The organism is Streptomyces anulatus, from assembly GCF_000721175.1.
GTDB lineage: Bacteria > Actinomycetota > Actinomycetes > Streptomycetales > Streptomycetaceae > Streptomyces > Streptomyces anulatus_C.
The window spans coordinates 303,651-323,039 of the sequence record NZ_JOEZ01000012.1 but is presented as its reverse complement, the minus strand read 5'-3'; the positions used below and the strand labels follow the sequence as shown (position 1 = coordinate 323,039).

Annotated in this window: 15 protein-coding genes; 11 read left to right on the top strand and 4 right to left on the bottom strand. The window is 73.0% G+C overall.

Going from position 1 to position 19,389, the window contains the following annotated elements; translation table 11 throughout:
- Window positions 1–289: 289 nt before the first annotated feature.
- A complete protein-coding gene (locus IG90_RS0116075) occupies window positions 290–1,039 on the top strand; it encodes a tetratricopeptide repeat protein (RefSeq protein ID WP_030584043.1) in 750 nt (249 codons plus the stop codon).
- A gap of 67 nt (window positions 1,040–1,106) precedes the next feature.
- Here IG90_RS0116075 and IG90_RS0116070 read toward each other — a convergent pair whose 3' ends face one another.
- Complete coding sequence (locus tag IG90_RS0116070; protein ID WP_030584040.1) at window positions 1,107–2,387, bottom strand: DUF1015 family protein; 1,281 nt, start codon at window positions 2,385–2,387, stop codon at window positions 1,107–1,109.
- A gap of 72 nt (window positions 2,388–2,459) precedes the next feature.
- Here IG90_RS0116070 and IG90_RS0116065 point away from each other — a divergent pair, with 72 nt between their 5' ends.
- Window positions 2,460–3,491 carry an HAD hydrolase-like protein gene (locus IG90_RS0116065; RefSeq protein WP_030584038.1) on the top strand — a complete coding sequence of 344 codons (1,032 nt, stop codon included), beginning with the start codon at window positions 2,460–2,462 and terminating at the stop codon, window positions 3,489–3,491.
- 176 nt (window positions 3,492–3,667) lie between these two features.
- Window positions 3,668–4,468: an ABC transporter ATP-binding protein gene (locus IG90_RS0116060; RefSeq protein ID WP_030584035.1), complete on the top strand. Its 801-nt coding sequence runs from the start codon at window positions 3,668–3,670 to the stop codon at window positions 4,466–4,468.
- 79 nt (window positions 4,469–4,547) lie between these two features.
- On the opposite strand, the gene IG90_RS0116055 is transcribed toward IG90_RS0116060, so the two are convergent.
- Window positions 4,548–4,895, bottom strand: a complete 348-nt coding sequence (locus IG90_RS0116055; RefSeq protein ID WP_030584032.1) for an SCP2 sterol-binding domain-containing protein — start codon at window positions 4,893–4,895, stop codon at window positions 4,548–4,550.
- Between the two features lie 42 nt (window positions 4,896–4,937).
- Between IG90_RS0116055 and IG90_RS0116050 the strand changes: the two genes are divergently transcribed.
- The 5 genes from IG90_RS0116050 (at window position 4,938) to IG90_RS0116030 (ending at window position 10,347) form a co-directional block, all read left to right on the top strand.
- Window positions 4,938–5,273 (top strand): hypothetical protein, encoded by a 336-nt coding sequence (locus IG90_RS0116050; RefSeq protein ID WP_030584030.1) that lies wholly within the window; start codon window positions 4,938–4,940, stop codon window positions 5,271–5,273.
- 7 nt (window positions 5,274–5,280) lie between these two features.
- On the top strand, window positions 5,281–6,096 hold the full coding sequence (locus IG90_RS0116045; protein WP_030584029.1) for a TlyA family RNA methyltransferase: 816 nt from the start codon (window positions 5,281–5,283) through the stop codon (window positions 6,094–6,096).
- Entirely contained in the window at window positions 6,093–6,998 is a 906-nt protein-coding gene (locus IG90_RS0116040; protein WP_030584028.1) for an NAD kinase, read from the top strand. Before IG90_RS0116045 ends, IG90_RS0116040 begins: the two co-directional genes overlap by 4 nt.
- Window positions 6,999–7,104: 106 nt before the next feature.
- Complete coding sequence (recN, locus tag IG90_RS0116035) at window positions 7,105–8,850, top strand: DNA repair protein RecN (protein ID WP_030584027.1); 1,746 nt, start codon at window positions 7,105–7,107, stop codon at window positions 8,848–8,850.
- A gap of 399 nt (window positions 8,851–9,249) precedes the next feature.
- Window positions 9,250–10,347 carry a glycosyltransferase family 4 protein gene (locus tag IG90_RS0116030; RefSeq protein WP_030584026.1) on the top strand — a complete coding sequence of 366 codons (1,098 nt, stop codon included), beginning with the start codon at window positions 9,250–9,252 and terminating at the stop codon, window positions 10,345–10,347.
- Window positions 10,348–10,363: 16 nt separating this feature from the next.
- On the opposite strand, the gene IG90_RS0116025 is transcribed toward IG90_RS0116030, so the two are convergent.
- Together IG90_RS0116025 and IG90_RS0116020 are read right to left on the bottom strand one after the other, a co-directional pair.
- Window positions 10,364–11,989 (bottom strand): PucR family transcriptional regulator, encoded by a 1,626-nt coding sequence (locus IG90_RS0116025; RefSeq protein ID WP_030584025.1) that lies wholly within the window; start codon window positions 11,987–11,989, stop codon window positions 10,364–10,366.
- Window positions 11,990–12,157: 168 nt separating this feature from the next.
- Entirely contained in the window at window positions 12,158–13,960 is a 1,803-nt protein-coding gene (locus tag IG90_RS0116020) for a glycoside hydrolase family 15 protein (protein WP_030584024.1), read from the bottom strand.
- 442 nt (window positions 13,961–14,402) lie between these two features.
- Between IG90_RS0116020 and IG90_RS0116015 the strand changes: the two genes are divergently transcribed.
- The 3 genes from IG90_RS0116015 to IG90_RS0116005 all read left to right on the top strand — a co-directional run bounded on the left by IG90_RS0116015 (window position 14,403) and on the right by IG90_RS0116005 (window position 19,292).
- The gene (locus IG90_RS0116015; protein WP_030584023.1) at window positions 14,403–16,058 is read left to right on the top strand and encodes a CTP synthase; all 1,656 of its coding nucleotides are present in this window, start codon (window positions 14,403–14,405) and stop codon (window positions 16,056–16,058) included.
- A gap of 262 nt (window positions 16,059–16,320) precedes the next feature.
- Window positions 16,321–16,947 carry an NUDIX domain-containing protein gene (locus IG90_RS0116010; RefSeq protein WP_030584021.1) on the top strand — a complete coding sequence of 209 codons (627 nt, stop codon included), beginning with the start codon at window positions 16,321–16,323 and terminating at the stop codon, window positions 16,945–16,947.
- Between the two features lie 212 nt (window positions 16,948–17,159).
- The gene (locus IG90_RS0116005; protein WP_030584018.1) at window positions 17,160–19,292 is read left to right on the top strand and encodes a tetratricopeptide repeat protein; all 2,133 of its coding nucleotides are present in this window, start codon (window positions 17,160–17,162) and stop codon (window positions 19,290–19,292) included.
- Window positions 19,293–19,389 lie beyond the last annotated feature (97 nt).

Sequence of the window (19,389 nt, the reverse complement as noted above, 5' to 3'; positions counted from 1 at the left end):
CCGCCCCCGCGGTCCCCGCCGTGATGACGACCGGCCCTCCGGTGGTGGGTTCCGTCGTGATGACAACCGGCCCTCCGGTGGTTCCGGTGGCGGCTTCCGTCGTGACGACCGGGGCGGCGACAGGGACCGGGGCGGATACCGTGGCGGCCAGCGCGACGACCGGGACCGCGGTGGTTTCCGGGGCCGCGACGACCGGGAACATGACCGCGACCGCGAGCCGATCAAGCGGCTGCCGATTCCGGACGACGTCACGGGCGACGAGATCGACAAGGACGTACGCCAGGAGCTCATGAGCCTGCCGAAGACCCTTGCCGAGGACGTCGCGCGCAACCTCGTCATGGTGGCCCGGCTGATCGACGAGGACCCCGAGGAGGCGTACGCGTACGCCCGTATCGCCCTCCGGCTCGCGTCCCGCGTCGCTGCTGTGCGTGAGGCGGCCGGGTTCGCGGCCTACGCGACGCAGAAGTACGCCGAGGCGCTCGCCGAGTTCCGGGCGGCCAGGCGGATGACCGGGTCCGTGGACCTGTGGCCCGTCATGGCGGACTGTGAGCGCGGGCTCGGACGGCCTGAGCGGGCGATGGCCATGGCCGGTGAGCCCGAGGTGCAGAAGCTGGACAAGGCCGGGCAGGTCGAGATGCGGCTGGTGGCCGCCGGGGCACGCCGTGACATGGGCCAGATCGACGCCGCCATCGTGACGCTCCAGAGCCCCGAGCTCGCGTCCAACTCCGTGCAGCCGTGGACGCCGCGACTTCGCTACGCCTACGCGGACGCCCTGCTGGAGGCAGGACGCGAGGACGAGGCGCGGGAATGGTTCGGGAAGGCGCTGGAGGCCGACAAGGACGGTTCCACCGACGCGTCGGACCGGCTCGCCGCGCTCGACGGCGTCGAGTTCGTCGACGTCCTCGGTGACGACGAGGCGGACGAGGATGCTCCCGCGGTCCGCGACGACGCGCGTGAGGCCGTCGGCACGGAACAGGACCTGGACGAGGATCTGGATCACGACCAGGACGGTCCTGCGGACGGATCGGTCAAGGGCTAGTTGCTGACGAAGAAGGGGCGGCACTCCGGTAGTCGGAGTGCCGCCCCTTCTTCGTTCCGGTCGACCGTCAGCCGAGGGTGAGGCTCCGCATGACCAGGCCCGTGGCCGGCTTCGGGCCGAGCGACGTCGACTTGCGGGGCATCGTGACACCCTGCCGGGCCAGGTCCCGGACGACCTCTTCGCGCACGGGATGCATCAGGACCGCCGTGGCGTCGAGGCGTTCCGCCTGTTCGACGGCTGCCTCGGTGTCGTGGATGTAGCCGATGTGCTCGGGCGCGTCGGGGATCCGCCACACGTCGTCGAGCAGCGCGGAGTGCAGGACCGTCGCGTCCAGGGTGCGCCAGGCGTCGGGGCGGTCCGTCCGGACGGTGCGGGCCAGCAGGGCCGGGTCGGGGCGGTCCACCAGGTGGAAGCCGCCGTCGCCGGCGAGGAGGAACGCGTTGCCATCGGCCGCCGCTTCGGCCAGCGCGTCGAGTGCCCGGGGGAGTGGTCCTTCGACCGGCTGGACCCGGAAGAGACCGGTCAGCGCCTTCACGGCCCGGGGAACCGGCAGTCCGCGCAGGAGCCGGTGGATGGCGCGGACCTGGAGCGGGTGGCGGGCCGTGTCGACGAGGAGGACGAGGCCGTAGTCCCAGGGCCCCGGCGCGGTCTGTTCCTGCTGGAGCCGGAGGTAGGTGGCCCAGCGGTGGTGGCCGTCCGCGATGAGAGCCTGGTGCCGGGCGAGGTCTGTCTCGATCTCGCTCCGCTCGGCCGGGTCCGTCACGGCCCAGAGCCGGTGCCTGAAGCCGTCCTCCGTCGTGGTGGCGAGCAGCGGCTCCCGCAGGACCGTGCGCTCGATGACCGCTGCCGCGCCGGCCGGCGGGCCCGGCTCGCCGCGGTAGGTCAGCAGCAGCGGTTCCAGATGGGCCCCGGTCGTGCGCATCAGCTCCGCGCGGTCCGCGACGACGTCGTCCATGACGTCCTCATGGGGCAGCACGACGCCCTCGGCGGCCGGGGAGAGGGCCAGGGCGCCGATCACGCCCCGCTGGAGGATCTCGTCGTTCCGCTGCTCGTAGACGTACAGCACCGGGTCCGGGTCCGGGGCGATGACCCCCTCGGCCTGCCAGCGGTCCAGTGTGGCGGCCGCCTGGCGGTGCCGGTCCCGGGCCGTTTCGGCCTGGGGGAGGATGAGGCGCACGATGTTGTGCGGATCCGCCGACTCCAGGTGGTGCAGCCCGTCGGGCCGGACGACCACGTCGTACGGGGGCGAGGTCACGGCGGCAAGGCTGCCGACCCGCTCGGGGACGTAACGCAGTCCGCGGAACGGGATAAGCCGCAGCCCCTGGTCGACGGGACCTGAAGTGTTCATCAGGGCATCGTATGTGTGCACAGGGCATACGCGATGGCCGGGGCAGATACAGAGCGAAGAGGAGCGAGTCATATGAGCCACCAGCACGGCCGGGTCCGGCCGGCGGGAAGCAGCACGGCGCTGAGCGAGGCGTACGACACGGCTCTCCTCGACCTCGACGGGGTCGTGTACGCGGGCGGTGAGGCCATCGGCCACGCCGTGGAGTCGCTGGCCGAGGCACGGGCCGGGGGCATGCACCTCGCGTACGTCACCAACAACGCGCTGCGGACGCCGGACGCGGTGGCGGGGCACCTGACGGAACTCGGGGTGCCCACCGACCCCGCCGACGTGATCACCTCCGCCCAGGCCGTCGCCCGGCTCGCCGCCGGTCAGCTGCCGCCGGGGGCCCGGGTGCTGTTGATCGGCGGCGAGGGGCTGCGGGTCGCCGTGCGCGAGCGTGGGCTGGTGCCCGTGGAGTCGGCGGACGACGACCCGGCGGCGGTGGTCCAGGGGTACGGCGGGCCGGACATGACGTGGGGGCGGTTCGCCGAGGCGAGCTACGCGATCCGGCGCGGGCTGCCGTGGTTCGCGTCCAACACCGACCTGACCATCCCGGGCGCCCGGGGTATCGCGCCCGGCAACGGGGCCGCGGTCGAGGTCGTCCGGATCGCCACCGGTGCCGAGCCGCAGGTCGCCGGGAAGCCGTTGCCGCCGATGCACCGCGAGACCGTGCTGCGGACCGGGGCCGAGCGGCCGATCGTCGTCGGGGACCGGCTGGACACGGACATCGAGGGCGCGTTCAACGGGGGCGTGGACTCGCTGCTGGTGCTGACCGGGGTGACCGACGCGGCGCAGTTGCTGGCCGCTCCGCCGCAGCACCGGCCGACCTATGTGGACGGGGACCTGCGGGGGCTGCTGACCGGGCAGCCCGAGGTCACGCCGGTCGCTGACGCGTACCGGTGCGGGGGTTGGACCGCCGCCGTGCGCGGGGACGAGCTGGTCCTGGAAGGTGAAGGCGACGCGCTCGACGGGCTGCGGGCGCTCTGCGCGGCCGCCTGGACCTCCGCCGGTGCGGGCGTGTGCGGGCTGAGGACGGGGAAGGCCCTCGCCGGAATCGGGCTCTGAGCCGCTCCCCGGAGCGCCCGACGTGCCTTGTCCGCGAGGGTGTTGAGGGCGTGGAGCGGCAGCCAGGGACCCGTGGCGCCAAGGAGAGGATAGGTTAACCTAACCTGGTGCTGCTCGGTGGTCCGCCCGTGCCCCGCGCCGTGCCGCTCCACCTCACCGACTCCGGGAGTACGACCATGCAGCGCCTCACCGCGGAATCGGTGACCCTCGGCTACGACCAGCGGGTCATCACCGAGAACCTCTCGGTGGAGATTCCCGACAACTCCTTCACCGTGATCGTCGGTCCCAACGCCTGCGGCAAGTCGACCCTGCTGCGGGCGCTCGCCCGGATGCTGAAGCCGAGCCGGGGTCAGGTGCTGCTGGACGGGCAGACCATCCACCAGCTGCCCGCGAAGAAGGTCGCCCGGACGCTGGGGCTGCTGCCGCAGTCCTCCATAGCCCCCGACGGGATCACCGTCGCCGACCTCGTCGCCCGCGGCCGGTACCCCCACCAGGGGCTGCTGCGGCAGTGGTCGCCGCAGGACGAGCGGGTGGTGAACGAGTCCATGGGCTCCACCGGCGTCGCCGAGCTGGCCGACCGCTATGTCGACGAACTGTCCGGCGGTCAGCGTCAGCGGGTCTGGATCGCCATGGCGCTGGCCCAGCAGACGCCGCTGCTGCTGCTCGACGAGCCGACGACGTATCTCGACATCCAGCACCAGATCGATGTGCTCGACCTGTGCGCGGAGCTGCACGAGACGCAGGGGCGGACGCTGGTCGCCGTGCTCCACGACCTGAACCACGCCGCGCGGTACGCCACGCACCTCATCGCGATGCGGGACGGGGCGATCGTCGCGGAGGGGCCGCCTTCGGAGGTCGTCGACGCGGAGTTGGTGGAGCGGGTGTTCGGGATGCGGTGTCAGGTGATCGATGATCCGGAGACGGGTACGCCGCTGGTCGTGCCTGCGGCCCGTAAGGCTCGGAAGGTTGCCGCCTGAGGTTGTGGGCGAGTGCGGGTTGCGCCCCGGTGGGCGCTGTGTCCTCGATCGCCGGACGGGCTCGAACTGCTTGACAGGGCTACAGCAGGGATCTCAGTTTCAGGAGGTCCCGGAAGCCCGCCTCCAGGCGGACGCGGCCCGAGGCCCATGCCTTCGCGAAGTTCAGGTCGCCGTCCACCAGGGCCACCAGGTCGTCGCCCGTCATCGCGAGCCTGATCTCGGCCTTCTCCCGGGGCGGCCCCTCGACCGTGTCCCGCACGCTGATCCGGCCGTCGGCCAGCCGGCCGGTGAACGTGATGTCGAGGTCCTTGATGTGACAGCTCAGCGAGCGGTCGAGCGCCGCGGCGCCGCGTACGCCGCCCTCGGCGGCTGCGAGGTTGTCGGAAAATCTGTTGAGTGCGCTGCGGCACTCCGCCATGGTCGCCATCGTGCTCGACGGTACACCGGCCCGTCGATGTAGCGTTTCGGCATGAGCGACTGGACGCCGGAGGCGGGGACACCGCCCGTGAGCACGCCCGATGAGCCGGTGACCGAGGCGCCGGCCGCCGAGGCGCCCTCCTTCGAGCCCGCCGAGCCCACGCCCCTCGGCGTCGTGCGCACCCCCACCGGCCACGCCGCGGTGGACTCCCGGCTGGAGCGTCTGGCCGACGCGGACCACCTCACCGCTGAGGGGCACATCGAGGTGTACGAGGATGTACACCGTGGGCTGCGGGCCGATCTCACCTCGCTGGACACCCGTCCGGCCGCCGCACCCGGTCCCGTACCCACGCCTTCGCAGTACACGCATCACGACAACAGGAGCTGAACCGAACGTGGCAGGAGTGGCACGTCGCCGCCTCGACGCCGAGCTGGTACGCCGCAAGCTCGCCCGCTCGCGCGAGCACGCGAGCCAGCTGATCGCCGCGGGGCGCGTCACCGTCGGCCGCACCACCGCGACCAAACCCGCCACCCAGGTCGAGACGGCCGCCGCGATCGTCGTCACCAAGGATGACGGCGACCCCGACTACGTCTCGCGCGGCGGTCACAAGCTTGCTGGGGCGCTCGCCGCCTTCGTGCCGCTCGGGCTGGCCGTCGAGGGGCGGCGGGCGCTGGACGCCGGGGCGTCGACCGGTGGCTTCACCGATGTGCTGCTGCGGGCCGGGGCCCGGCAGGTCGTCGCCGTCGACGTCGGCTACGGGCAGCTCGCCTGGTCGCTGCAGTCCGATGAACGGGTCGTCGTCAAGGACCGTACCAACGTGCGGGAGTTGACCTTGGAGGCCGTCGACGGGGAGGCGGTCGACCTGGTGGTGGGGGATCTGTCCTTCATTCCGCTGGGTCTCGTGCTGCCCGCCCTCGCCCGGTGCGCCGGGCCCGACGCCGACCTGGTCCTCATGGTCAAGCCGCAGTTCGAGGTGGGCAAGGAGCGGCTCGGCAGCGGCGGAGTGGTGCGGAGCCCGGAGCTGCGCGCCGAAGCGGTACGGGAAGTGGCGCGGCGGGCCTGGGCGCTCGGGCTCGGCGTACGCGGGGTGACGGCCAGTCCGCTGCCCGGGCCCTCGGGCAACGTCGAGTACTTTCTGTGGCTGCGGGCCGGTGCACCTGAGCTGGATCCCGCGGATGTCGACCGTGCAGTGGCGGAGGGGCCTCGTTGACGACGAATGCGGCACGAACAGTCTTCCTTTTGGCGCACACCGGCCGGCCGGCGGCGATCCGCAGCGCGGAGCTCGTCGTGCAGGGTCTGTTGCGCAACGGGCTCGGCGTGCGGGTCCTGGCGACCGAAGCGGCCGATCTGCCGCTGCCGGACACGGTGGAGACGGTCACGGACACCAGCCCCGCCGCCGTGGACGGCTGCGAGCTGCTGATCGTCCTCGGCGGTGACGGCACCCTGCTGCGCGGCGCGGAGTTCTCCCGCGCCTCCGGGGTGCCGATGCTCGGCGTCAACCTCGGACGCGTCGGCTTCCTCGCCGAGGCCGAGCGCGACGACCTCGACAAGGTGGTCTCCCGGGTCGTCACCCGCGACTACGAGGTCGAGGAGCGCATGACGATGGACGTCCTCGTCCACAGCAACGGCGACGTCGTGCACACCGACTGGGCGCTCAACGAGGCGGCCGTGCAGAAGGTGTCGCCCGAGCGGATGCTCGAAGTCGTCCTGGAGATCGACGGCCGCCCGGTCACCGGGTTCGGCTGCGACGGGATCGTCTGCGCGACACCGACCGGTTCGACGGCGTACGCCTTCTCGGCGGGCGGGCCCGTCGTCTGGCCCGAGGTCGAGGCGCTGCTGATGGTCCCGATCAGCGCCCACGCGCTTTTCGCCAAGCCGTTGGTGACCTCGCCCACGTCCGTCCTCGCGGTCGAGGTCCAGCCGCACACCCCGCACGGGGTGCTGTGGTGCGACGGCCGGCGGACCGTGGAGCTGCCCGCCGGGGCGCGGGTCGAGGTACGGCGCGGTGCGGTGCCCGTACGGCTGGCACGGCTGCACCAGGCCTCGTTCACCGACCGGCTGGTGGCGAAGTTCGCGCTGCCCGTCTCGGGGTGGCGGGGTGCGCCCCACTGACGGTCGCCGCGGATGCTTCACGGCCCCCGTGCCCCTCGGGAACGCTCGGGAGAGTGAATCCCGGAGCGGGGGCCGTCGCGCGTCCGGCCCGGGACCTCGTAAGGTCATGTCCGTGCTGGAGGAGATGCGGATACGGTCGCTCGGAGTCATCGACGACGCGGTGGTGGAACTGTCACCCGGTTTCACCGCGGTGACGGGTGAGACCGGCGCGGGCAAGACCATGGTCGTCACGAGCCTCGGGCTGCTGCTCGGCGGGCGCGCGGACCCCGCTCTCGTACGGGTCGGGGCCAAGGCCGCGGTCGTCGAGGGCCGGATCACGGTGTCCGAGGGCGACGCGGCGGCGCTGCGGGCCGAGGAGGCCGGGGCGGAGCTCGACGACGGTGCGCTGCTCATCAGCCGTACCGTTTCGGCGGAAGGGCGCTCACGGGCCCACCTCGGCGGCAGATCCGTGCCGGTGGGGGTCCTCGCCGAGCTCGCGGACGAACTCGTCGCCGTGCACGGCCAGACCGACCAGCAGGGACTGCTCAAGCCCGCGCGGCAGCGGGGAGCCCTGGACCGGTACGCAGGAGAGGGTGTGGAGGTCCCGCACGCCAGGTACGCGGCGGCCTACCGCCGGCTGAGGACCGTCGCCGCCACCTTGGAGGAGCTGACCACCCGGGCCCGGGAGCGGGCCCAGGAGGCGGATCTGCTGCGCTTCGGCCTGAACGAGGTCGCGGCCGTGGAGCCGTTGCCGGGCGAGGACGTCGAGCTGGCCGCCGAGGCGGAGCGGCTCGGGCACGCCGAGGCCCTCGCTTCCGCCGCCTCCCTCGCGCACACCGCGCTGGCGGGGAACCCGGAGGATCCGGAGGGGGTCGACGCCACCACCGTGGTCGCCGCCGCCGGGCAGGCTCTGGACGGGGTCCGGGCCCATGACCCGGCGCTTGCCGCGCTGGCGGACCGGATCGGGGAGATCTCCATCCTGATCGCCGATGTGTCGGGTGAGCTGGCCGGGTACGCCGACCAGCTGGAGGCCGATCCGCTGCGGCTGGCCGCCGTGGAGGAGCGCCGGGCCGCGCTGACCGCCCTGACCCGCAAGTACGGCACCGACATCGCGGCGGTTCTCGCCTGGGCCCAGGAGGGTGCCGGCCGGCTCACCGAGCTGGAGGGCGACGACGAGCGGATCGGCGAACTGACCGCCGAGCGCGACGCGCTGCGGGCCGAACTCTCCGTGCTCGGACAGGCGTTGACCGACGCGCGTACGGAAGCCGCCGCACGGTTCGCGGAGGCGGTGACCGAGGAGCTGGCCTCGCTCGCCATGCCGCACGCCCGGGTCTCCTTCGCGATCCGGCAGACCGAGGCGGCCGACGAGGCGTCCGGCATCGACATCGGCGGGCGGAGTGTCGCCTACGGTCCTTCGGGCGCCGACGAGGTGGAACTTCTGCTCGCTCCGCACCCCGGGGCCCAGCCCCGGCCGATCGCCAAGGGCGCGTCGGGCGGTGAGCTGTCCCGGGTGATGCTCGCGGTCGAGGTCGTCTTCGCGGGATCCGATCCCGTACCGACGTATCTCTTCGACGAGGTCGACGCGGGCGTCGGCGGCAAGGCGGCGGTCGAGGTCGGCCGGCGGCTCGCCAAGCTCGCCCGGTCCGCGCAGGTCGTGGTCGTCACCCACCTGCCGCAGGTCGCGGCCTTCGCCGACCGGCAACTGCTGGTGGAGAAGACCGTGGACGGCTCGGTGACCCGCAGCGGCGTCACCGTCCTGGAGGGCGAGGACCGGGTCCGGGAGCTGTCCCGGATGCTGGCGGGCCAGGAGGACTCCGAGACGGCCCGCGCCCACGCCGAGGAGCTGCTGGCCACGGCCCGCGCCGACGGGTGAGGACATGAGCCGGACCGCCACGGCGGCCGCCGGGGTGTACGGGTCGGTGTGCCGCCGCACCGATGCGGCGTGGCGGCGCAGGCTCTTCATGGCGGCAGCGGCCGACGGTGACCGGGTCGGGCCGCCTCGCCCGGCGCGTCCCGAGGGCGCGGAGTCACCCGGCGCAGGACTCCGGGAGATGGACGGTCGGCCCGGGCAGGCAGGGTGCGGGCGACCGATGGGGTGACCGATCGGCGGCAACTGTGCGCCTCCAGGTTCACCCGTGAGTGTGCGGCGGTGTGGTCGGTTGTCGCTGTGAGTCGGGCAGCAACGTTACGGCGGTCCCGGAACGTGCGTACGGACTGGCATCCTTGGCGCTGTACTTACCGCCGACTCCGGAGCCCCGGGGAGCCAATCAACGTGTCACAGCTGCGTACGGTCCAAGTCCTGGGCGGCGGCAGTGCGGGCAGCAGCGCGCATGTCGGTTCGCTGGCCGCCGGACTGGTGGCGCGGGGGGTTCAGGTGACCGTCTGCGCCCCGTCCGCGGTGGACCGCGCCTACGACTTCACGGCGACCGGAGCCCGTTTCCTGCCGGTGCCCCGGCGCAGCGATCCGGCGGCCGTCGCCGCGCTGCGGGCCGCCTGCACGGGTGCGGACGTCGTCCACGCCCACGGGCTCCACGCGGCCGCCCGCACCGCCCTCGCCCTCAGCGGGCGCGCCGTCCCCCTGGTGATGACCTGGCACACGCGGCGGTACGCGGAAGGCGCCCGCCGCCAGATCCTGCATCTGCTGGAACGGCGCGCCGCGCGGGCGGCGGCCGTGGTCCTCGCCCCCTCCTCCGACCTGGTGGACCGGGCCCGCGAGCGGGGTGCACGCGATGCCCGGCTCGCCCCGGTCACCGTCCCGGCCCCACGCCCGGCCCGCCCCGACGACGACGCCAAGGTGCGGGCCGAACTGGGCGCGGTGGACCGGCCGTTGCTGATAGCCGGCGGTAGTCTCGTACCGCATCACGGCTTCGGCACCCTGCTGGACGCGGCAGGCCTCTGGCGGCGTCTGGATCCCGTGCCGTTGCTCGTCATCGCGGGGGAGGGGCGCGACCGGGATGCCCTGGAACGGCGGATCAGGGACGAGGAGTTGTCCGTCACCCTCATCGGACGCCGGGCCGGCGTGGGGGAGTTGCTCGCCGCCGCCGACCTGGCCCTGCTGCCGAGCCGGTGGGAGGGCCGCTCCCTGCTGGCCCAGGAGGCGCTGCGGTCCGGGGTGCCGCTCGTCGCCACCGCGGTGGGCGGTGTGCCCGAACTGGTCGGCGGGGCCGCCGAGCTGGTGCCGTACGGCAACGCCGAGGCCCTCGCTTGTGCGGCCGTGAGGCTGCTCGGGGACCCTGGGGCGCGCGCCCGGCTCGCCGAGGCCGGCCGGGTGCAGGCGGCGGGCTGGCCCACCGAGGACGACACGATCGCCCATGTGCTCAGCGTCTACGACGAGTTGGCGCAGCCGCTGGCGACGGGGCGGGCGCGCTGAGGCTCCCCCCTGCCGGTCAGGTCGTGTGGCGGCGGGCCCGCAGCGCCAGGCTCAGCGCCAGCACCGTCTGCGGGTCGTCCAGATCCGTGCCCAGCAGCTCGCCGATCCGGGCGAGGCGGTTGTAGAGCGTCTGGCGGTTGAGGTGCAGCTCGCGGGCGGTCTCCGCCTTGCGGCCCGCGTGCGCCAGATACGCCTGGAGCGTCGGGAGCAGCGGCGGGCGCGAGGTGCGGTCGTGCTCGCGCAGCGGGCCGATCGCCCGGTTCACGAACGCCGCCAGGTCCGGATGGTCCCGCAACCGCCACAGCAGCAGGTCGATGTCCAGGCGCCGGGCGTCGTACCAGGGCCGGTCGTCCAGGCCCTGCGCGGCCGTCGCCGTCTCCGACGCGTGCCGCAGCCCCGCGCCCGCAGCGGCCCAGCCGCCCGGGACGCCGACCACGACCACCGGCGGCTGCGATCCGGCACGGTCGAGACCGGCCCGCTCCACGCCCGCCCGCAGCGCCGCCGACACCCGGTCCGCGACCGCCGTGCGCTCGCCCTCCGAGCGCAGCCCCAGCAGCAGCGGAACCCGTCCCTCCACGGGCCGTACGCCGAGCAGCACAGGGACGCCGACCGAGGCCAGCTCCTCCAGGACCGCACGGGCCAGCAGCGCCCAGTTGCCCGACGGGGACAGCTCGGGGGCCAGCCGCATCACCACGGGGAGCAGCGGGGTGTCGCCGGGCCGGAAGCCGAGCACCCGGGCCTGCGCCGGCGCGTCCTGCGGGGCGATCCGGCCCTCCGCGAGGTCGGTGAGGAAGTCGCCCCGGCCCCGGGCGGCCAGCTCCTCCTCCTGCCGGGCCTGCATCAGGACGACGGCGAGCAGGCCCGCCGCCCGCTCCGCAGCCATCCGGTGCACGGTCGCCAGCGGGCCGGACACCGCGAGCAGCACCAGCCTCGCCCGTACCGAACCGGTCTCGGGCCCGCCGCCGGGCACGTCCACCAGCACCGCACCGGTCGGCGGGCTCTCCCGGGCCGCCCGGTCGCCGCGCATGCCCTCCCAGACCTGGAGTGGGTCCGCGCCCACCGGGCCGGTCCCGGTGGACGCCGCGTACAGGAGCTGGCCGTCGGGCGTCTCCAGGAAGACCGGGTTGGCGGTGAAGTCGGCGAGGATCCCGAGGACCTGCGGCACCCCGCCCCCGTCGAGCAGCGCCCGGGTGGCGCGCCGGTGCACCTCCTCCGCCTGCTGGAGCAGCGCGTAGTGCCCGTTGACGATCTCGGTGTGGACCTCCTCGGTCACCGCGACGAACGGCACCTCGCGGTGCAGCTGGACCAGCGGGAGCCCGGCCGCGCGGGCGGCGTCCACGATGGAGGCGGGCAGCCGTCCGAAGCGCGGGCCGAGCTCCACCACCAGGGCCGCGATCCCCCGGTCGGCGAGGCGGCGGACGAAGGCGCGCTGTTCGGCGGGGCGGGCGCCCAGGCCCAGGCCGGTGGTCAGGAGCAGCTCGCCGCCCTTGAGGAGGGAGGCGATGTTCGGGACCTCGCCTGCGTGCACCCAGCGCACCGTGCGGTTCAGCCGGTCGGCGCCGGCCACCACCTCCGGGAGCCCGGCGCGCAGCCCCGGCAGCTCAAGCGCCTGCTGCACGGTGATCCCGCTGTGGCTCTCCACGTACCCGGCCCGCTTTCCCCTGGTGCCCTGCCCGCTTCCCGGGCGGTCGTCCTGTTCCGGACTGTCCTGTTCAGGACGCTACCGCCCGGGCGGCGGGGTGCGCCTGCCAGGGGAGGGGGAAAGACCGTACTCAGGCCGAGGTGCCCACCGTCAGGGCGTACCCGCGGCTCAGCCCACGTACGCGCCGCTCGCCGTCAGCCGCAGGGCCGTGTCGATCAGCGGCACGTGGCTGAACGCCTGCGGGAAGTTCCCCACCTGGCGCTGGAGGTTGGAGTCCCACTCCTCGGCGAGCAGGCCCAGGTCGTTGCGGAGCGCCAGCAGTTTCTCGAACAGCCGGCGCGCCTCGTCCACCCGGCCGATCATCGCGAGGTCGTCGGCCATCCAGAACGAGCAGGCCAGGAACGCGCCCTCGTCCCCCGCCAGACCGTCGACGCCCGCTTCCTCGCCCTCCGTCGGGTAGCGCAGGATGAAGCCGTCCTCCGTGGACAGCTCCCGCTGGATCGCCTCGATCGTGCCGATGACCCGCTTGTCGTCCGGCGGCAGGAAACCCATCTGCGGGATGAGCAGCAGGGAGGCGTCCAGCTCCTTCGACCCGTAGGACTGGGTGAAGGTGTTGCGCTCCGCGTCGTAGCCGCGCTCGCAGACATCGCGGTGGATGTCGTCGCGCAGCTGGTACCACCGCTCCAGCGGGCCCTCGACGTCGCCGGACTCGACCAGCTTGATCGTCCGGTCGACCGCGACCCACGCCATCACCTTGGAGTGCACGAAGTGCCGGCGCGGGCCGCGCACCTCCCAGATGCCCTCGTCGGGCTCCTCCCAGTGCTTCTCCAGATACTCGATCAGCTTGAGCTGGAGGCCCATGGCGTAGTCGTTGCGGGTCAGCCCCGTCATGTGCGCCAGGTGCAGCGCCTCGGTGACCTCGCCGTACACGTCCAGCTGGAGCTGGTTGGCCGCGCCGTTGCCGACGCGGACCGGGCCGGAGTTCTCGTAACCGGGCAGCCAGTCCAGCTCCGCCTCGCCGAGCTCGCGCTCGCCGGCGATGCCGTACATGATCTGGAGGTTCTCCGGGTCGCCCGCCACCGCCCGCAGCAGCCACTCGCGCCAGGCGCGGGCCTCCTCGCGGTATCCGGTGCGCAGCAGCGAGGAGAGGGTGATCGCGGCGTCCCGCAGCCAGGTGTAGCGGTAGTCCCAGTTCCGTACGCCGCCGATCTCCTCGGGGAGCGAGGTGGTCGGCGCGGCGACGATCCCGCCGGTCGGGGCGTACGTCAGCGCCTTGAGGGTGATCAGGGAGCGGACGACCGCCTCCCGGTAGGGCCCGTGGTACGTGCACTGATCGACCCATCCGCGCCAGAACAGCTCGGTCGCCTCCAGGGACCCCTCGGGGTCGGGGAGGGCCGGCGGCCCGTGGTGCGAGGGCTGCCAGCTGATCGTGAACGCCACCCGGTCGCCGGGGCCGACGGTGAAGTCGGAGTAGGTGGTCAGGTTCCTGCCGTAGGTGTCCGCCTCGGTGTCCAGCCAGACGGAGTCCGGCCCGGCGACGGCGACCGTACGGTTGTCGACCTTGTGCACCCAGGGCGTCACCCGGCCGTAGCTGAAGCGCATCCGCAGTTCCGAGCGCATCGGCACCCGGCCGCTGACGCCCTCCACGATCCGGATGAGCTGTGGAGCACCGTCACGCGGGGGCATGAAATCGGTCACGCGTACGGTGCCGCGCGGTGTGTCCCACTCCGATTCCAGGACGAGGGAGTCACCGCGATAGCGCCGCCGGTCGGCGAAGGCCGGTTCGGTTCCTTCCGCTCTCGCGGGGCCCATGCGCCAGAAGCCGTGCTCCTCGGTGCCCAAAAGCCCCGCGAAAACGGCGTGCGAGTCGAAGCGGGGCAGGCACAGCCAGTCCGCTGTGCCGTCCCGGCAGACCAGGGCTGCGGTCTGCATGTCTCCGATGAGTGCGTAATCCTCGATGCGCCCGGCCACGTGCGTCTCCAGTCGAACGGCCATGTCGCCCCGTCAAAGGGCGCTTACTGCAGGTCAAGGGGGTCGTAGGGTCTTTCACCCGGGAAGATCCGACGAGTTCCTTACCGGTGGGCGGCCTGGGTGGTGCCGCCGCCCGGCCGTCTCGGCAGCGAGTGTTTGAGCAGGATACGACGCACCACGAAGATCCGCGCGACGGTCCCCGCAACATTTCTGAGCTGATCGGGTGGGGCGTGAAGTGCCTGGGGTGATGGTGTGACGCCCGTGTGCAGGGTGTGGCCGGAAGCAGCCTCCCGCCGTCGCTGTTACCCTGGTAGCCCGTGGACCGGTGGTCGTTCGCGACAGCGTACGAGGCCCCCGAACCGCAGCGACGGCACCACCGGAATCTCCGGTTCGGCAGCCGGTACGCACCTCAGAATCGCGACCACGGGAGCCCCCTTTGGCTATGCAGCCCACATCCACGACGACCAAGCACATCTTCGTCACCGGGGGTGTCGCCTCCTCCCTCGGCAAGGGTCTGACTGCCTCCAGCCTGGGTGCCCTGCTCAAGGCACGGGGCCTGCGGGTCACCATGCAGAAGCTCGACCCCTACCTCAACGTCGACCCCGGCACGATGAACCCCTTCCAGCACGGTGAGGTGTTCGTCACCAACGACGGCGCCGAGACCGACCTGGACATCGGCCACTACGAGCGCTTCCTCGACGTCGACCTCGACGGCTCCGCCAACGTGACGACCGGCCAGGTCTACTCGCAGGTCATCGCCAAGGAGCGGCGCGGTGAGTATCTGGGCGACACCGTCCAGGTCATCCCGCACATCACCAACGAGATCAAGCACCGCATCCGCCGCATGGCCACCGACGACGTGGACGTCGTCATCACCGAGGTCGGCGGCACGGTCGGCGACATCGAGTCGCTGCCGTTCCTGGAGACCGTCCGCCAGGTCCGCCACGAGGTCGGCCGGGACAACGTCTTCGTCGTCCACATCTCGCTGCTGCCCTACATCGGCCCCTCCGGTGAGCTGAAGACCAAGCCCACCCAGCACTCGGTGGCCGCCCTGCGCAACATCGGTATCCAGCCGGACGCCATCGTGCTGCGCGCCGACCGCGAGGTCCCCACCGCCATCAAGCGCAAGATCTCGCTGATGTGCGACGTCGACGAGACCGCCGTGGTGGCCTGCCCGGACGCCCGGTCGATCTACGACATCCCCAAGGTGCTGCACACCGAGGGTCTGGACGCCTACGTCGTGCGCAAGCTCGACCTGCCGTTCCGGGACGTCGACTGGACCACCTGGGACGACCTGCTGGACCGGGTCCACAACCCCGACCACGAGGTCACCGTCGCGCTGGTCGGCAAGTACATCGACCTGCCCGACGCCTATCTCTCGGTCACCGAGGCCATCCGCGCCGGCGGCTTCGCCAACAAGGCCCGGGTCAAGGTCAAGTGGGTCACCTCCGACGACTGCCGGACCGCGGCCGGCGCCGCCGAGCACCTCGGCGACGTCGACGCGATCTGCATCCCGGGCGGCTTCGGCGAGCGCGGGGTCGACGGCAAGGTCGGCGCCATCCGCTACGCCCGCGAGAACAAGGTCCCGCTGCTCGGCCTCTGTCTCGGCCTCCAGTGCATCGTGATCGAGGCGGCCCGCTCGCTCGCCGAGATCCCCGACGCCAACTCCACCGAGTTCGACGCCGCCACCTCCCACCCGGTCATCTCGACGATGGAGGAGCAGCTCGCCTTCGTCGAGGGCGCCGGCGACCTCGGCGGCACCATGCGGCTCGGCCTCTACCCGGCCAAGCTCGCCGAGGGCTCGCTGGTGCGCGAGGCCTACGACGGCCAGCCGTACGTGGAGGAGCGCCACCGCCACCGCTACGAGGTCAACAACGCCTACCGGTCCGAGCTGGAGAAGAAGGCCGGTCTGGTCTTCTCCGGCACCTCCCCGGACAACAAGCTCGTCGAGTACGTCGAGTACCCGCGCGAGGTGCACCCCTACCTGGTCGCCACCCAGGCGCACCCGGAGCTGCGCTCGCGCCCGACCCGCCCGCACCCGCTCTTCGCGGGTCTGGTGAAGGCCGCCGTCGCGCGCAAGGTCGGCGCAGGCGAGTAGGGCGTGTTTCGAAAGTAGCGCCGTCCGCCCGGAGGGCGGGCTCGGCGGCGTCTGGTGCGTGCGATCGCAAGGCGGAGGGTCGCCCCGATACTGGACGTATCGGGGTGATCCCGGCAACGCAGCGAGCGTGCGTGCCAGGCGTCGCCGAGCAGGCGGGACTTTCGAAACACGCCCTAGTTCCCAGGCATTACGGTTGACCGGGGTACGGATCCTTCACGGATGCCGTGCCCCGGTTTTTCGTTCTGTACGTGGGAGGACGCACATGGGTATCCAGGACACGCCCGAGGAGTGGCAGGTCACCGCGACCGTCACCCCCTTCACCGGCAACAAGACCAGCGTCCGCACCGATCAGGTGGTGATGCCCGACGGATCCGTCCACGGCCGTGACTACCAGGTCCACCCCGGCTCCGTCGCCGTCCTCGCGATCGACGAGGACGACCGGGTCATCGTGCTGCGGCAGTACCGCCATCCGGTACGCCACCGGCTCTGGGAGATCCCGGCCGGACTGCTCGACATCCCCGGCGAGAACCCCCTGCACGCCGCGCAGCGCGAGCTGTACGAGGAGGCGCACGTCAAGGCCGAGGACTGGCGGGTGCTGACCGACGTCTACACCACGCCCGGCGGCTGCGACGAGGCCGTGCGCATCTTCCTCGCCCGCGACCTCTCCGAGGCGGAGGGCGAGCGGTACGCGGTGTCCGAGGAGGAGGCCGACATGGAGCACGCCCGGGTGCCGCTGCCCGATCTGGTCCGCTCGGTGATCGCGGGGGACGTGCACAACAACTGCCTGGTCGTCGGGGCGCTCGCGCTCACCGCCGTACGCGCGGGCGACGGCATCGACTCGCTGCGCCCCGCCGAGGCGCCCTGGCCGGCCCGGCCCTTCGAGGCCTGACGGCCCGTCTGCCGCCGCGCACCGTACCCCCGGTCGGACGATCGCCAGGACATCGCGATCGTAAGAAGTGAAGAAATGCTCATCCGATCGGGGGATGTTCCCTCGTGCTCCGCCCCGCTCCGCAGTGATCGTCGTCACCGCTGAACTACGCTCGAAAGGCACCCGACCGGAGTTCCGGCGGGCACCGCGTGCAGCGAAGTGGAGCGTGGCTCGTGACCGATCAGGCGGTGGACACCAGCGGCCCGGCGAAGGTTCCGGGGGCCGAGGAGCCGTCCGGCACCGCCCCACCCCGATTCTTCGGCCGCGAACGCGAGTTGAAGGCTCTGCGGGCGGACATCGAGCGTGCCGGTCTCGACACCCTGGCCGGCCGCAAGACCCCCCGGGCCCGGGTCCTGCTCATCGCCGGCCGCCCCGGCTCCGGCCGCAGCGCACTCGCCGAGGAACTGGCCGGGGCGCTCACCGGAACCGACGCCGCCGGGGCCGCCGCGACGGCCGCGGGCGCAGGGCCCTGGGCCGTACCCGGTACGGGCTCCGGCGACTACCCCGACGGGGTGCTCCGGGTCGGCCTCACCGACCCCGGCGGCGAGAGCGTCCCCACCGAACGCACCGCCGGCGAGATCCTCGGCCTCCTCGGAGTGGCGGTCCCGCCCGGCGCCGATCAGGACGAGCTGTCCGAGTTGGTCCGCGAGGCCCTCGCCGTACGCCGGCTCGTCCTGGTGCTCGACGACGCGGCCGACGCCGAGCAGGTCGACCCGCTGCTCCCGGAGAACCCGGACTGCCTGGTCGTCGCCACCGCGACCGGCCCGCTGACCGGCATCCCCGACGTGCGGCCCTGCACGCTCGGCGGGCTGGAGGCGGGCGCGGCGGTGCGGCTGCTCGCCCGCGCCATCGGGCAGGTCCGCATCACCGTCGACCCCCGCACCGCGGAGACGCTCTCCGAGGTGTGCGGGGGACAGCCCGCGGCGCTCGCCCTGATGGGCGGCCTGCTCGCCGCCCACCCCACGGCCTCGGTCGCCGACGTCGCCAAGCAGCTGCACGAGCTGCCCGACTCCGGCGAGCAGCAGCCCACCGGCGCCCGGCCGCTGGCCCGCGCGTTCCGGCTCGTCCACGACTCCCTGCCGACGACCGCCGCCCGGATACTGCGCCTGCTGGCCCTCGCCCCCGCCGGGCTCGCCGACGCCCACACGGCCTCCGCGCTGGCCGGCTGCTCGGTCTCGGCCGCCCGCTCCACCCTCGACGACTTCGTGAAGCTCGGGCTGCTGCGCACGGACAACGCGGCCCACCCCCAGTACGCGGTGCCCGGCTGCCTCGCCCCGCTGCTGCGGGCGCTGCTGGAGGACCGGGACCGGCCGGCCGAGATCCAGCTCGCCCGCGCCCGGATGCTGGAGCGGGCCGTGCGCCGGCTCCAGGCGTGCCGGGCGATCACCGAACCGGAGGGCTCCACCGCTCGCGGCAAGCTCGCCGGACTGCCCCGCTCGCTGCGCTTCCCGAGCGCGGAGGAGGCGGGCGCCTGGCTGCGGGTCCGCCAGCCCGCCCTGCTCGCATCGGCCCGCCTCGCCGTGGCGGACGGCGAGCTCGACACCCTGGCGCGGCGGCTGGTGGCGGCCCTGGTGCGAGCCCTGGCCGCGCACCGGGGGACGGAGGAGGCGGCTGCCGAGCTGTACGGGCTGCACGGTCTCGTCCTGGACGTGGCGCTCCGCCGCGAGCTGCCCCGCGAGCAGGCGGCTGCCCTGCTGAACCTCGCCGACCTGGACGCCCGCACCGGCCGCACCCGGGACGCGCTGACCCGCTACCGGGCCGCGCTGGACGCCGGAAAGGCCGCGAAGGACCTGTACGCGACCGGCCGCGCGATGGAATCCGTAGGCGGCGCGTACGAGGAGCTGGGGGACTACCACCGGGCCGCCGACTGGTACGGCCGGGCGCTCTCCCAGCGGCTGACCCAGGGGGAGCGCGCGGACGAGGCCCGGCTGTACGGGCGGCTCGGGGCGGTCCACACGTACGCCGGGCGCTACGGCGAGGCGCTGCGGAACTGGCGCGCCGCCGTGGCGGGCCACCGCAGGCTCGGCGATCCGGCGGCCCAGGCGCGGGCGCTCAGCGAGGCGGCCCGGGTCCAGGAGTACGCGGGCCGGCCGCACGACTCGCTCCAGACCTGCCGGGAGGCGGTCGACCTGGCCCGGCGTGCCGGTGACGTGCGGCTTCAGGCGGCGCTGCAGCTGCGTCTCGCCGACACGCTGGACCGGCTCGGGGACCCCGCGGCTGCCAGGCTGCACCGGGCTGCGGCCGATAGATTGCTGGGTGAGGAGGCCCCTGCCTACGAAATCCGCAGTGCTTCGACGGAAAGTTAATGCTTTGTAAGGCTAGACAGCGCGAAGTCCTTCATTAGACTGGCTCTGCCGCGTTCCTCCGTGGCGTCTCCCATTTATGCTGTATATGTCCGGGTAT